At 59.0% G+C, this 11,959-nt stretch carries 13 protein-coding genes; 5 read left to right on the top strand and 8 right to left on the bottom strand.

Annotated features, from left to right (window positions below; all coding sequences use genetic code 11):
- The first annotated feature begins 214 nt into the window (after positions 1-214).
- A complete protein-coding gene (locus tag IMCC21224_RS04495; RefSeq protein WP_047994329.1) occupies positions 215-973 on the top strand; it encodes an electron transfer flavoprotein subunit beta/FixA family protein in 759 nt (252 codons plus the stop codon).
- Positions 973-1,902, top strand: coding sequence for an electron transfer flavoprotein subunit alpha/FixB family protein (locus tag IMCC21224_RS04490; protein ID WP_047994328.1), 930 nt, complete (start codon positions 973-975; stop codon positions 1,900-1,902). The genes IMCC21224_RS04495 and IMCC21224_RS04490 overlap by 1 nt, the downstream gene beginning before the upstream one ends.
- Before the next feature lie 69 nt (positions 1,903-1,971).
- Here IMCC21224_RS04490 and IMCC21224_RS04485 read toward each other — a convergent pair whose 3' ends face one another.
- On the bottom strand, positions 1,972-2,808 hold the full coding sequence (locus IMCC21224_RS04485) for a DUF6473 family protein (RefSeq protein WP_047994327.1): 837 nt from the start codon (positions 2,806-2,808) through the stop codon (positions 1,972-1,974).
- Between the two features lie 157 nt (positions 2,809-2,965).
- On the opposite strand from IMCC21224_RS04485, the gene IMCC21224_RS04480 reads away from it, so the two are divergent.
- Positions 2,966-3,841, top strand: coding sequence for a 3-hydroxybutyryl-CoA dehydrogenase (locus IMCC21224_RS04480; RefSeq protein ID WP_047994326.1), 876 nt, complete (start codon positions 2,966-2,968; stop codon positions 3,839-3,841).
- Positions 3,842-3,858: 17 nt separating this feature from the next.
- On the opposite strand, the gene IMCC21224_RS04475 is transcribed toward IMCC21224_RS04480, so the two are convergent.
- From IMCC21224_RS04475 to IMCC21224_RS04445, 7 genes are read right to left on the bottom strand one after another with little or no spacing between them, the layout of a single operon-like run.
- Positions 3,859-4,755, bottom strand: coding sequence for a lysophospholipid acyltransferase family protein (locus IMCC21224_RS04475; protein ID WP_047994325.1), 897 nt, complete (start codon positions 4,753-4,755; stop codon positions 3,859-3,861).
- 51 nt (positions 4,756-4,806) lie between these two features.
- Complete coding sequence (locus tag IMCC21224_RS04470; RefSeq protein ID WP_047996865.1) at positions 4,807-5,085, bottom strand: HPr family phosphocarrier protein; 279 nt, start codon at positions 5,083-5,085, stop codon at positions 4,807-4,809.
- 21 nt (positions 5,086-5,106) lie between these two features.
- Positions 5,107-5,529 carry a PTS sugar transporter subunit IIA gene (locus tag IMCC21224_RS04465; protein ID WP_047994324.1) on the bottom strand — a complete coding sequence of 141 codons (423 nt, stop codon included), beginning with the start codon at positions 5,527-5,529 and terminating at the stop codon, positions 5,107-5,109.
- A complete protein-coding gene (gene rapZ / locus IMCC21224_RS04460) occupies positions 5,526-6,455 on the bottom strand; it encodes an RNase adapter RapZ (RefSeq protein ID WP_047994323.1) in 930 nt (309 codons plus the stop codon). Before rapZ ends, IMCC21224_RS04465 begins: the two co-directional genes overlap by 4 nt.
- Positions 6,455-6,844 (bottom strand): HPr kinase/phosphorylase, encoded by a 390-nt coding sequence (locus IMCC21224_RS04455; RefSeq protein WP_369796037.1) that lies wholly within the window; start codon positions 6,842-6,844, stop codon positions 6,455-6,457. The genes rapZ and IMCC21224_RS04455 overlap by 1 nt, the downstream gene beginning before the upstream one ends.
- Before the next feature lie 46 nt (positions 6,845-6,890).
- The gene (locus tag IMCC21224_RS04450) at positions 6,891-8,618 is read right to left on the bottom strand and encodes a sensor histidine kinase (protein ID WP_082135132.1); all 1,728 of its coding nucleotides are present in this window, start codon (positions 8,616-8,618) and stop codon (positions 6,891-6,893) included.
- Positions 8,619-8,620: 2 nt separating this feature from the next.
- Positions 8,621-9,322 (bottom strand): response regulator transcription factor, encoded by a 702-nt coding sequence (locus IMCC21224_RS04445; protein WP_047994321.1) that lies wholly within the window; start codon positions 9,320-9,322, stop codon positions 8,621-8,623.
- A 346-nt stretch (positions 9,323-9,668) separates the two neighbouring features.
- On the opposite strand from IMCC21224_RS04445, the gene IMCC21224_RS04440 reads away from it, so the two are divergent.
- Both IMCC21224_RS04440 and IMCC21224_RS04435 read left to right on the top strand, forming a co-directional pair.
- Positions 9,669-11,267, top strand: coding sequence for a phosphoenolpyruvate carboxykinase (locus IMCC21224_RS04440; protein WP_047994320.1), 1,599 nt, complete (start codon positions 9,669-9,671; stop codon positions 11,265-11,267).
- A gap of 144 nt (positions 11,268-11,411) precedes the next feature.
- The gene (locus tag IMCC21224_RS04435; RefSeq protein WP_053078890.1) at positions 11,412-11,954 is read left to right on the top strand and encodes a DUF3859 domain-containing protein; all 543 of its coding nucleotides are present in this window, start codon (positions 11,412-11,414) and stop codon (positions 11,952-11,954) included.
- The last annotated feature ends 5 nt before the right edge of the window (positions 11,955-11,959 follow it).

Raw genomic sequence — 11,959 nt, 5'->3', positions numbered from 1 at the left:
GATTTGCGTATTTAGGAAGAGAAGAAGGGGTTTTCCCAGAGCACGTTTCGGCGGCGAGGCAGGCACCGGGCACCGGATGCGACGAAACGCGGCGTAGGTTGGCGCTAACAAGACGCTTTTGCGCTGTTTCCCTCTGGCTCAAAGCGTTATCACGCCATTCATAATCCCCACCGTCGCGCAAGTTTGCGCGCCAAGCAAATGGAGACCACTGCAGATGAAGGTTCTTGTGCCTGTCAAACGCGTGATCGACTACAACGTGAAAGTTCGCGTCAAAGCGGACGGTTCCGGCGTCGATCTGGCCAACGTCAAGATGTCGATGAACCCGTTCGACGAGATCGCCGTCGAAGAGGCCATCCGCCTGCGCGAAGCCGGTAAGGCCACCGAGGTCATCGCCGTGTCCATTGGCGTCAAGCAGGCGCAGGAAACGCTGCGCACCGCGCTGGCCATGGGTGCTGACCGCGCCATTCTGGTGGTCGCGGCCGATGACGTGCATACCGATATTGAACCGCTGGCCGTGGCCAAGGTTCTGGCCGCCATCGTCAAGGAAGAAGAGCCGGGCCTTGTCCTGTGCGGCAAGCAGGCGATTGATAACGATCTGGGCGCCACCGGTCAGATGCTGTCGGCCCTGCTGGGCTGGTCGCAGGCGATGTATGCCAATGACATCGACGTCGACGGCGATCATGCCGTGGTCACGCGCGAAGTCGACGGCGGGTTGCAGACCCTCAAGGTCAAGATGCCCACGATCATTTCAACTGACCTGCGCCTGAACGAACCGCGGTATGCGTCGCTGCCCAACATCATGAAGGCAAAGAAGAAACCTTTGGATGAAAAGACCCCTGGCGATTACGGCGTCGATGTCACGCCCCGCCTGACCGTTGTCACAACCGGCGAGCCGTCGGAACGTGCCGCCGGAATCAAGGTTGGCTCGGTGGACGAGCTTGTGGCGAAACTCAAGGAAGCGGGGGCTGTCTGATGGCTGTACTTCTGATTGCCGAAATCAACGACGGCGCGCTGGCGATGGATGCCACCGCCAAGGCTGTGACCGCGTCGCAGTCGTTGGGGGATGTGACCGTGCTGTGCTGCGGTGCCGCTGCGGCGGATGCTGCGAAAGAGGCCGCGACCATTGACGGCGTTGCCAAGGTACTGGTGGCCGAGGATGCGCTGTATGGACACCGCCTGGCGGAGCCTGTGGCGGCGCTGATCACTTCGCTTGCCGCAGATTACAGTCACATTGTTGCGCCCGCCACCACCGATGCTAAGAACATCCTGCCCCGCGTCGCGGCCCTGCTGGATGTGATGGTGCTGACGGATGTCACGTCAGTAGTGGATGCGGATACCTTTGTGCGTCCGATTTATGCAGGCAACGCCATGCAGACCGTGCGCTCTGGCGATGCGAAAAAGGTCATCACCTTCCGGACATCAACCTTTGAGGCTGCCGCGGCTGGCGGTTCGGCCCCGATTGAGGATATCGCCGCTGGCGACAACCCCGATCTTTCGGAGTGGGTCGAAGACAAGGTCGCAGCCTCGGACCGTCCTGAACTGACCTCGGCGGGCATTGTGGTATCGGGCGGTCGCGGTGTCGGCTCCGAGGCCGATTTTGCGCTGATCGAAAAGCTGGCCGACAAACTGGGCGCGGCGGTTGGTGCGTCACGCGCGGCGGTCGATTCGGGTTACGCCCCGAACGACTGGCAGGTTGGCCAGACCGGCAAAGTGGTGGCGCCGGACCTATACATCGCGGTTGGTATCTCGGGCGCGATCCAACACCTTGCCGGGATGAAGGATTCCAAGATCATCGTCGCGATCAACAAGGACGAAGAGGCGCCGATTTTCCAGGTCGCCGATTTCGGCCTGGTTGCAGATCTGTTCACCGCGCTGCCAGAACTCACTGAAAAGCTTGGCTAAGATCGCACATCCTGCGACATTCGTCTGGCCCGCCCCCTTGAACCGGGGGCGGGTATTTTTATTGTCAGGTCAGGCCTGTTTCTGCATCAGCGGGTCGAGCGATTTCAGCAGCGCATCCGCCGCCTCGATATGCGCCTGCGGACCCATCAATTCCTGCGCGGCGCACGCCTCGAACTCGTTAAAAATCATGCCATCGGTCCCCATGGCGCGTGCGATATCGCTGGGCGTGACCTCGATGATCCCGGCGCAGCGCGGGCGCAGGCTTTCGATCATCTGGCGGTCGATGAACAATGGTTCACCCTCAATCGCGGTCAGCGGCGTCTCACTCGGTGACGATTGCGCGAACCAGAGCAGATAGACCGGCTGCCGCAACACCGAAAGAATGTGTTTCATCCGGGACACCCAGGCCATCCGCAACTCTGCGGCAACCTTATCAAATCGCTCTTCTGAGAGATCCCGCAACTGCGTCAGCATATGACGGTTAAAGTTGAACTCGGTAAAATCCACCTCTTGATACAGGATCTGCAACAGGTCCGACGCCTTGAGAAACCGGTCATTGCGGCGCGGGTGCACCGAATAAAACCGGTTCGACATGTTCTGCGCGCCGAGGATCTGGATAACGGTGACGCTGGCACGCTGCGCCGCCTCCATCGCGGTTGGATCGTTGATATACAGATCCAGGCCCGCATTTATCGCACCAAAATTTGCGCAGGGCTTGCGCAGCGCCTTTTCCACAAGGCTTGGAAACGGCACCTTGATAAACCGTCCATACGTCTCGGTTCCCCCCAGAAACGCGACGAATTCTTCCTGCATCGGACGTCGAGGCCCCCGAAACAGCACCTTCGAACGGCCATAGCGACACGGATAGTATTCAAGGCCGGGCTGGCCTCGTTCCAAATAAGTCATCTCACCCACCTAATTAATCTCACCCGTGATCAGAATCCCCTCATACCCTTGCAAATTTGCTAATGCGCAAATGCGTCACGAAGTTTAACGACCTGCCCTTGCGGCGACCCGCCTGCCAGGCCTATTGTTGCACCGCGGCAAACAAGGAAGTCAGAGCATGAAGATCAAGTCGATAGGCGTCGTCGGCGCGGGGCAGATGGGCAACGGCATCGCTCATGTAATGGCTCTGGCTGGGTATTTCGTGCGCCTTAACGACATCAGTCAGGATGCGCTGGACGCATCGGTGCAGGTGATTGACCGCAATCTTGACCGTCAGGTGTCGCGCGACAAGATCAGTCAGAACGACAAGGACGCCGCGATGGCGCGGATCAGCACAACGCTTCACATTGCCGATCTGGGCCAGACCGATCTGGTGATCGAAGCGGCAACCGAACGCGAAGAGGTCAAGCAAAAGATATTTGATGCGCTTCTGCCGCATTTGCAGCCCCACACGATCCTGACCTCAAACACGTCGTCGATTTCGATCACACGGCTAGCATCCCGCACAGACCGACCGGAAAAATTCATGGGCTTCCACTTTATGAATCCGGTGCCGGTGATGCAGTTGGTCGAACTGATCCGCGGCATCGCGACGGATCAGGAAACCTATGACTCCTGCCTTGCTGTCGTGAATGCTTTGGGGAAAACCGCCGCCTCGGCCGAGGATTTCCCGGCCTTTATCGTCAACCGCATCCTGATGCCGATGATCAACGAAGCGGTTTATACGCTCTATGAGGGTGTCGGCAAAGTCAGCTCGATCGACCAAGCGATGAAGTTGGGTGCAAACCATCCGATGGGGCCGCTGGAACTGGCCGATTTCATCGGATTGGACACCTGCCTTGCGATCATGAACGTGCTACATGACGGGTTGGGTGACACCAAATACCGCCCCTGCCCGCTACTGTCGAAATATGTCGAGGCTGGATGGCTGGGCCGCAAGACCAAGCGCGGTTTTTACGACTACCGCGGCGAAACGCCCGTCCCGACCCGCTAACGCGGCACAGTGTCCGGTCAACGCGCGCTGTCAGCCAAAGCCAGCGTAAGTTCGCGCAGCCAAGCCACCAGATCGCGGCCGCGTTCAGCCCGTGCGGCAAAATCAGCCGCAAAGACAGGCGCACCGACCACCGGCGACCCGACCCTGCGCGCCTGCGCCGGACGACAGGCATGCATCACCTCATGGATCAGCAGACCCTGCCGCAATGTCGGCGACAATATATTGGCGATCTGATAGGCGCGCGAGTTCTGCCCCGGAAAATAGACCGGCACCACTGTAGCACCCGACCGTTGGATCATCTTGGCGGTGAACGGATTCCAGACCTGCTCGACCGCTGACCCAAACAATGTCTCCGAGGCTGCAACCACCCCCGACGGGAACAACACGATCACACCGCCTGCGTGCAGATGTTCCATCGCCTGCGCCCGCATCGCAAGGCTCTGCTCGCGCGCATCTTCCTCGTGCGGGAATGGCACAGGGATCATGAATTCCTCGATCTCGCGGACCCCGGTCAGCAGTGACCGTGTCAGGATCTTGTAATCCGTCCGGACACGGCCGATCAGCTCGGCCAGAACCATCCCGTCGACCAGTCCGTGTGGGTGATTGGCCACCACAATCACCGGCCCACTGGCTGGGATATGTGCGATCTCCTCGGGCGGGGTGCGCAGTTCAATCCCCATCAATCCCAGAGCCTGGCCCCAGAAAGCCTGTCCGTCCGCCGGGCCAAGCCGTTCAAACCGGCGCACAAGGCGCAACAACGGCAACTTGCCGGTCAGCCATTCCACGGTTCGAATTGTGTTGGCTTTCCACGTGTTGGAATAAGTGCTGGCATAGCTAAGCTTGCGCTTGTCATAAGGCGCGGATTGCGGGCGCGGCATATCTACGGTTTCAGCGGGCTGAGAGGTCTCGACCATGCCGTCACGTGATCCCGTTCCTGTGACAGCCTCTCGTCCAGTGGACGTCTGTCAGCAATCCTCACCGAAGCGGTCCGCAATCAGTTTGTCGATGGCATCCGCCAGCGCAACAGCGTCGGGACCGCAGGTTTCAACCTCAATAGTGGTTCCCTTTGAGGCTGCCAACATCAAAAGCCCCATAATGCTGTCACCTCCGGCACTTAGTCCATCCCGAGATACCTCGGCGGTGGCATCAAAGCCCTCCACCACCTCGACCAGCTTGGCAGAGGCGCGGGCATGTAGCCCCTTTTCGTTGATGATCCGCAAATCGCGGCGCACTGATTCCGTCATGTTATCCGGCATTCCAATCCTTCAGGCGGGTGTGTCGCCCTCGCCCGACCCGTCTTTCGGCTTTATGTTCTGACTGTCAATATATTTACGCCCCGCCTCGAGCGCCGCCCGCACCGCATCCGGCACCGTTTTCTGGCGGCTTTTTGCCAGTTTGATCAGCATCGGCAGGTTCATCCCGTAGAGGATCCGGCGATTGTCAGGTCGACAGGCCAGCAGGCTCAGGTTCGACGGTGAACCGCCAAACATATCAGTCACCACAACCACGCCTTCGCCCTGGTCGACGGCGTCAGCGGCGGTGCAAATCTCGGATTGCTTGCGCTCGCGGTTGTGGTCGGATTCAATGGCAATCGCCTGAATGCCCGGCTGGGCGCCCACAACATGTTCAACCGCGGCGAGGTATTCCCGCGCCAACCCGCCATGCGCCACGATCACGATTCCGATCACTCCGGCGACCTTCCGCTTTTAGCCAGGAAACGCTCGGTCACGGGCATCAGACCGCGCCGTTCCAGTTCTCTGTGTCTAATTGACACCTGCCAGCCCACCTGCGCAAGGCTAAGTGCCACATTTTCAGTCACTGCGACCGACCTGTGTTGCCCTCCGGTACACCCGAACCCGATTGAGAAATGCGCCTTGCCCTCGGTCAGGCTCGTCGGCAGCTGAAAGGTGAGCAAGTTGAGCACGTGATCCAGGAACTGCGCATACCTCGGATCTTTGGCGACATAGGCTGTCACCTGTTCGTCCATACCGGTCAGGCCGCGCAGTTCGGGTTGCCAATATGGATTGTTCAGGAACCGGCAATCCAGCACCATGTCCACCCCGTGGGGCAAGCCACGTTTGTACGAAAACGAATGCACTGACACGGCCATGGATTGCCCGGTATCCAGCCCGAACCAGTCCTGCACCTGTGCGCGCAGATCATGAGGCGTCAGATCCGTGGTGTCGATCAGAATGTCCGTGCGTGCCTTGACCGGCTCCAGCAACACAATCTCGCGCGCGATGCCGTCGGTGGGTGATGCATCGGGCGCCATCGGATGCCTACGCCGTGTTTCCGAATAGCGCCGCACCAGAACCTCAGGATTGCAGTCAAGATAGAGCAGTTCAAGGCTTAGCCCCTGTTCCCCGGACATCCGTGTCTGTAGATCCAGCAGCGCCTCGGTCGAGAAATCGCGGTTTCGTACGTCGATGCCCAATGCCATCGGACGTAACAATGTCGCGCCATCCAGTAATCTGGGGATCAGGTTGAGCGGAATGTTGTCAATCGCCTCGTATCCCAGATCCTCAAGCGCGTTGATCGCAGTGCTGCGACCGGCGCCCGACGGTCCGGTGACCAAAACGACGCGTTGCAACGATCCATCTGACAGGCTGGGCATCACTCTCTCCGTTCAGCCCTTAGATATTGTACCAGGCTTGCGGGAAAATAGGCTGTGTCAACTTTGTGAAGCAAGGGCAGAGAGTGCCCCAGAAGAGATATTTTTCTGCGCTGCGGCAAACGCTCTGTTTCCAAATGGTCCAAATCAACCACAACGAAAAGCCGCGCGCCACAAACAACCTTGGCATGCAGAATACCAACGCCACGCGCCTCGATCAGCCCCCGGATCGGGTCGGGCGCTGAAAGCGCGATGCCGTGTTCGGTCGTTGACAAAACCACCCGGTCATCTGCAACCAGGTGCGCGCCGCGCGCCATCATCTCAAGCGCCAGCGCCGATTTGCCACTGCCAGACGCGCCCCGGATCAGAACCGCACGCCCATCAACTGCCACCGCGCTGGCATGCAGGATAAGCTGGAGCTGCCTCACATCCCCTGTCTCAGATCGGCAGGCCCACGACAAAGCGCGCACCCAAGGGTTCCGATGTCACATCCGCTTCGGTTGGACGGATGTTTTCAGCCCAGATCACGCCGCCATGCGCCTCAACGATCTGCTTGGAAATGGCGAGTCCGAGGCCAGAATTATTGCCAAAGTCGGTTTCAGGCCGCTGTGAATAGAAGCGCTTGAAAATCTTGCTCAGCGCCTCTTCGGGGATGCCTGGGCCGGTATCCTCGACCACCACCAGCACGCGATTTTCACGCCGCCGCGCCCAGACACGGATTGCGTCACCGTCTTCGCAAAAGCTGATCGCGTTCACGATCAGGTTAACAAAGACCTGGGCCAACCTGGCTTCAAGCCCTTGAATTTCGATCGGACGCGACGGCAGGTCGACGATGAACTCGACCCCTTTTTTCTTGGCGTCCTCGCCCAAATACTGCGCCAGGTTGTTGAGCATTTCTAAAAGGTTGAAAGGTACTTCTTCTTCCTTCACCAACTCGGAATCCAGCCTCGATGCATTCGAGATATCGCTGACTAGCCGATCCAGCCTCCGCACATCATGTTCAATCACGTCGAGCAGGCGCACCCGATGCTCTTCTTTTTTGATCATACGCAGCGACCCGACGGCCGATCGCAGGCTGGCCAGCGGGTTCTTGATCTCATGCGCCACGTCGGCTGCAAACTGTTCGTTCCCATCGATCCGGTCATACAACGCCGACACCATACCGCGCAGCGCACCGCTGAGGCGCCCGATTTCGTCCGGACGCGCGGTAAGATCCGGGATACGGATACGCCCCGGCGATTTCTGTCGTGAGTGGCGGTCGCGCCCCAGTTCGGCCGCGTCCGCCAAATCCGATATCGGATTTGAGATTGTGGAGGCAAGCACCAGACTGAGACCAATAGACACCAGCGTCGCGATGACAAACATCTGCAACACCCGCTCGCGTTCGGCACGCACAGCAGCGTCAATTTCGAGGGCATCGCTGACCACAGCAACGGTACCGACGATCCGCTCACCCTGCCGAATGGGTGTCAATGCAGTGAATATCGCATCTCCGTCCGCCCCCGTTTCCGAACTCACACGAGTTTCAGTGGGGTTCCCGGTTTCGATCATTTGCCGCAGTGTATCTTCCAGTGGCGCTTCTTCAGTCCCTGAAACGAGGTTGAAAAAGCCTGACAACCCGCGCCACAGGCTGGCCAGAAAATCCGAGATCAGGGTATTGGACCCGTCACCACGCTTCTGCACAGCAATTGCCGGCGGGACGGTCCCCGTCGCTTCACCCACCAGAAAATTCGCCGAATCGTAGATCAGTAGCTCCATCCCGGCGCGCAGATCGATACCGCGCAGCGTTTCGGCCACGTTGATTCCGTCACCTGTGCCCAGCGACACCGGCGCACCCGCAGGCAATTGCGCCTCAAACACATCGGCGATCAGCTCGACTTCGCTCTGCATCGAGTTGACCTGCTGCACGGCAAGCGTATCACGTGACGAATTGAGATACAAAATCCCCGCCACCAGCACATTCAGCGCAATCAGGTTAAAAGTGATGATCTTGCGCGTCAGTGGCGAGCGGTTAAGTGAAAACACGCCACGCCGTGCCCGGCTGGCCTGCATTTCCTTTTCGACCGTGCTGTCCGGGGCGACCCAATCGTCGCCCAAAACAACATCAGCGTCCCGGCGTTCAGCAGGGGCGTTGTCGCGCATCGTGATCCTCTCGGCCAGGGCCATCGTTACTCTTCGTTGTAGCGGTATCCGATACCGTACAGCGTCTCAATTGCCGAGAACTCGTCATCGACACTGCGCATTTTCTTGCGCAGCCGCTTAATGTGGCTGTCGATGGTGCGGTCATCCACATAAACCTGATCATCATAAGCGACGTCCATCAGTTGGTCGCGGCTCTTGACGAAACCGGGGCGCTGCGCGAGAGCCTGCAATAGCAGGAATTCCGTCACGGTCAGCGAGACATCCTGACCCTTCCAGACCACAGCATGGCGCAGCGGGTCCATCGACAGGCTACCGCGAGTCATGATCTTGGTTTCTTCCGTGTCGCCCACGATATCACCGGCCACCGCCTCCTGACGGCGCAACAGCGCCCGGATGCGTTCGACCAAAAGGCGCTGCGAAAATGGCTTTTTAACATAGTCGTCTGCGCCCATACGCAGGCCCAGAACCTCGTCAATCTCGTCATCTTTGGAAGTCAGAAAGATAATCGGCATTTTCGATTTCTGCCGCACCCGCTGCAACAGGTCCATTCCGTCCATACGCGGCATCTTGATGTCAAAGACAGCCATGTCAGGCAGCCTCTTGCTAAATGCATCCAGCGCGGACTGACCGTCATTATAAGTTTCGACCTCAAAACCTTCTGCCTCAAGCGTGATAGACACCGAAGTCAGAATATTTCTGTCGTCGTCCACGAGGGCGATTCTGGACATGAAATTGTTTCCTTTTTATTTCTGCTCACGTGACTTTTTCCCGATTATGCGGGTTTCTACCCTTTACAACAATAGCCAACTGCGAATCGCTCTGCCTCTCTCGGCTGATTGCATCCGAAAAAGGGTAAGGAATGACTAAATTGCCTCACCTGTCCGGTCCAGCACGAAAGATGATTGCGCTAAACCTAATTTGGTTGCGCTAACAAGCAGATTGCGGCCTGTTCACCGGCAAAACTCGCGTGCTAAGCCTCGCCTCGCCATGTGTATCATGCGCATGACGGCCGTGACTTAAGGATCGGTGCGACAACGACCGCCGCAGAATAACGCGGCTACAGGAGCTTGGAAAATGACATTTGGACGGGTGAACCCGAACTTCCGCCTCGAGGATCAGGGGATCGAGGGACTGGGGAATGTCTATTACAACCTTATGGAGCCGGCGCTGATTGACGCGGCACTCAAGCGGAGCGAAGGCACGCTGGGCAACGGCGGCGCGTTTCTGGTTGCTACCGGCGCCTTTACGGGGCGCTCCCCCAAGGACAAGCACGTGGTGCGCACCCCATCGGTCGAGGATAAGATCTGGTGGGACAACAACGCGGCGATGACGCCCGAAGCGTTCGACGCCCTTTACGCCGACATGATTGAACACATGAAGGGCGGCGATTATTTTGTGCAGGACCTGGTGGGTGGTGCCGATCCGGCCCATTGCATCGACGTGCGCGTCATCACCGAACTTGCCTGGCACGGGCTGTTCATCCGCCACATGCTGCGTCGCCCGGATGCCGAGGATCTGAACGATTTCACCGCCGATTTCACCATCATCAACTGCCCGACATTCAAGGCAGACCCGGCCCGCCACGGCTGCCGGTCCGAAACGGTGATCGCGCTGAACTTTGACAAAAAGCTGATCCTGATCGGCAATACCGAATATGCCGGTGAGAACAAGAAATCTGTATTCACGTTGCTGAACTACCTGCTGCCGGAAAAGGGCATCATGCCGATGCACTGCTCCGCCAACCATGCCACCGGAAACCCGGTCGATACGGCGGTGTTCTTTGGGCTGTCCGGCACCGGCAAGACGACGCTGTCCGCCGATCCGGACCGTACGCTGATCGGTGACGACGAACATGGCTGGTCGGATCGCGGCACCTTCAATTTCGAGGGCGGCTGCTATGCCAAGACGATCAATCTGCGCCGCGAGGCAGAACCAGAGATCTACGACACCACCAGCAAGTTCGGCACCGTAATCGAAAATATGGTGTTCGATCCCGACACATTCGAGCTGGATTTTGACGATGATAGCCTGACCGCAAACATGCGCGCGGCTTATCCTCTAGACTACATCTCGAATGCGTCCAAGACCGCGCTTGGGGGCCATCCCAAGAACATCATCATGCTGACCTGTGATGCATTTGGTGTGCTGCCTCCGATTGCGCGGCTGACACCGGCGCAGGCGATGTACCACTTCTTGTCTGGGTTCACCTCCAAGGTTGCCGGCACCGAACGCGGTGTAACCGAACCCGAGCCGACCTTTTCGACCTGTTTTGGCGCCCCCTTCATGCCGCGCCGCCCCGAAGTTTACGGCAATCTGCTGCGCGACAAGATCGCCAAGCATGGCGCCACCTGCTGGCTGGTCAACACCGGCTGGACCGGCGGCGCCTATGGCACCGGTTCGCGTATGCCAATCAAGGCGACCCGCGCGCTGCTATCCGCAGCCCTGAACGGCAGCCTTGCCAATGCCGAATTCCGCAAGGACCCCAACTTTGGCTTTGAAGTGCCCGAATCCGTCGACGGCGTGGCCGAAGTGCTGCTGCACCCGCGCCGCACATGGGAGGACAAGTCGGCCTATGACGCCCAGTCCCGCAAGCTGGTGCAGATGTTTGCCGACAATTTTGCGCAATATGTGCCGTTCATCGACGACGACGTCAAAGCCGCCGCAATCAGCTGACCCATACACCGCCGCCCCGAATCAGGGGCGGCGGAACCTGCGGCGAACAGCACACCATGTTTGCTGGCGCCAAATGGCCAATCCCCGCCATCAGATCATCTGAGCAGGTTGACATCTGCCCCCCGGATCGGCGCATCATGTGCCATGATCCGTACCGCAATCCCGTTTGCCCTGCTCTGTCTTGCTCCGCTGTCGCTATGGGCAGAATCGGGCACCGCCCGGTTTGACGCCAGCCGGGTATCTGTCACCCAAGGCATCTTTTGCGAGATCGTCTCAGCCGGGACCATGCCAGCCCCCGACACCGCTGCGGGGCTTGTTGAACTCTATGACCGCACGCCAGAATTTCAGTGGCTCGGCACCCGCGTGCCTGCGGTGCCCGGCCTTAGTTTTGGGGTTCGCACCGAAGTGCTGGGGGGCGCATTTCTGCCGGGTGTGGTGATCTCGCTCACTCATCCCGCGTTGCGCGGCACAGATATCACCAGCCAGCAGTACACCACGGTGATCGGCGGCAACGGCCCGTCGATCAACGCCTATACCTTTGATCTGCCAAAGGAACTGGTCACCGGCACATGGACCTTTTCCGCCACCCAGAATGGCCGCGAGATTTACACTGCCAGTTTTGAGGTGGTGCCCCCGGCCCAGGAACCGCAGATCGCCAATTCCTGCGGTGCCGCTCCGATGTCCTGACCGGC

The organism is Puniceibacterium sp. IMCC21224 (assembly GCF_001038505.1).
GTDB lineage: Bacteria > Pseudomonadota > Alphaproteobacteria > Rhodobacterales > Rhodobacteraceae > Puniceibacterium.
The sequence above is the reverse complement of the archived record's forward strand: the minus strand, read 5'-3'. Positions and strand labels throughout refer to the sequence as shown.

What these genes read in the sequence shown, in the direction of transcription:
- IMCC21224_RS04495 (WP_047994329.1), top strand. Translation starts at nt 215, where the DNA reads ATGAAGGTTCTTGTGCCTGTCAAACGCGTGATCGACTACAACGTGAAA.
- IMCC21224_RS04490 (WP_047994328.1), top strand. Translation starts at nt 973, where the DNA reads ATGGCTGTACTTCTGATTGCCGAAATCAACGACGGCGCGCTGGCGATG.
- IMCC21224_RS04485 (WP_047994327.1), bottom strand. Translation starts at nt 2,808, where the DNA reads ATGACTTATTTGGAACGAGGCCAGCCCGGCCTTGAATACTATCCGTGT.
- IMCC21224_RS04480 (WP_047994326.1), top strand. Translation starts at nt 2,966, where the DNA reads ATGAAGATCAAGTCGATAGGCGTCGTCGGCGCGGGGCAGATGGGCAAC.
- IMCC21224_RS04475 (WP_047994325.1), bottom strand. Translation starts at nt 4,755, where the DNA reads ATGGTCGAGACCTCTCAGCCCGCTGAAACCGTAGATATGCCGCGCCCG.
- IMCC21224_RS04470 (WP_047996865.1), bottom strand. Translation starts at nt 5,085, where the DNA reads ATGACGGAATCAGTGCGCCGCGATTTGCGGATCATCAACGAAAAGGGG.
- rapZ (WP_047994323.1), bottom strand. Translation starts at nt 6,455, where the DNA reads ATGCCCAGCCTGTCAGATGGATCGTTGCAACGCGTCGTTTTGGTCACC.
- IMCC21224_RS04450 (WP_082135132.1), bottom strand. Translation starts at nt 8,618, where the DNA reads ATGGCCCTGGCCGAGAGGATCACGATGCGCGACAACGCCCCTGCTGAA.
- IMCC21224_RS04445 (WP_047994321.1), bottom strand. Translation starts at nt 9,322, where the DNA reads ATGTCCAGAATCGCCCTCGTGGACGACGACAGAAATATTCTGACTTCG.
- IMCC21224_RS04440 (WP_047994320.1), top strand. Translation starts at nt 9,669, where the DNA reads ATGACATTTGGACGGGTGAACCCGAACTTCCGCCTCGAGGATCAGGGG.
- IMCC21224_RS04435 (WP_053078890.1), top strand. Translation starts at nt 11,412, where the DNA reads ATGATCCGTACCGCAATCCCGTTTGCCCTGCTCTGTCTTGCTCCGCTG.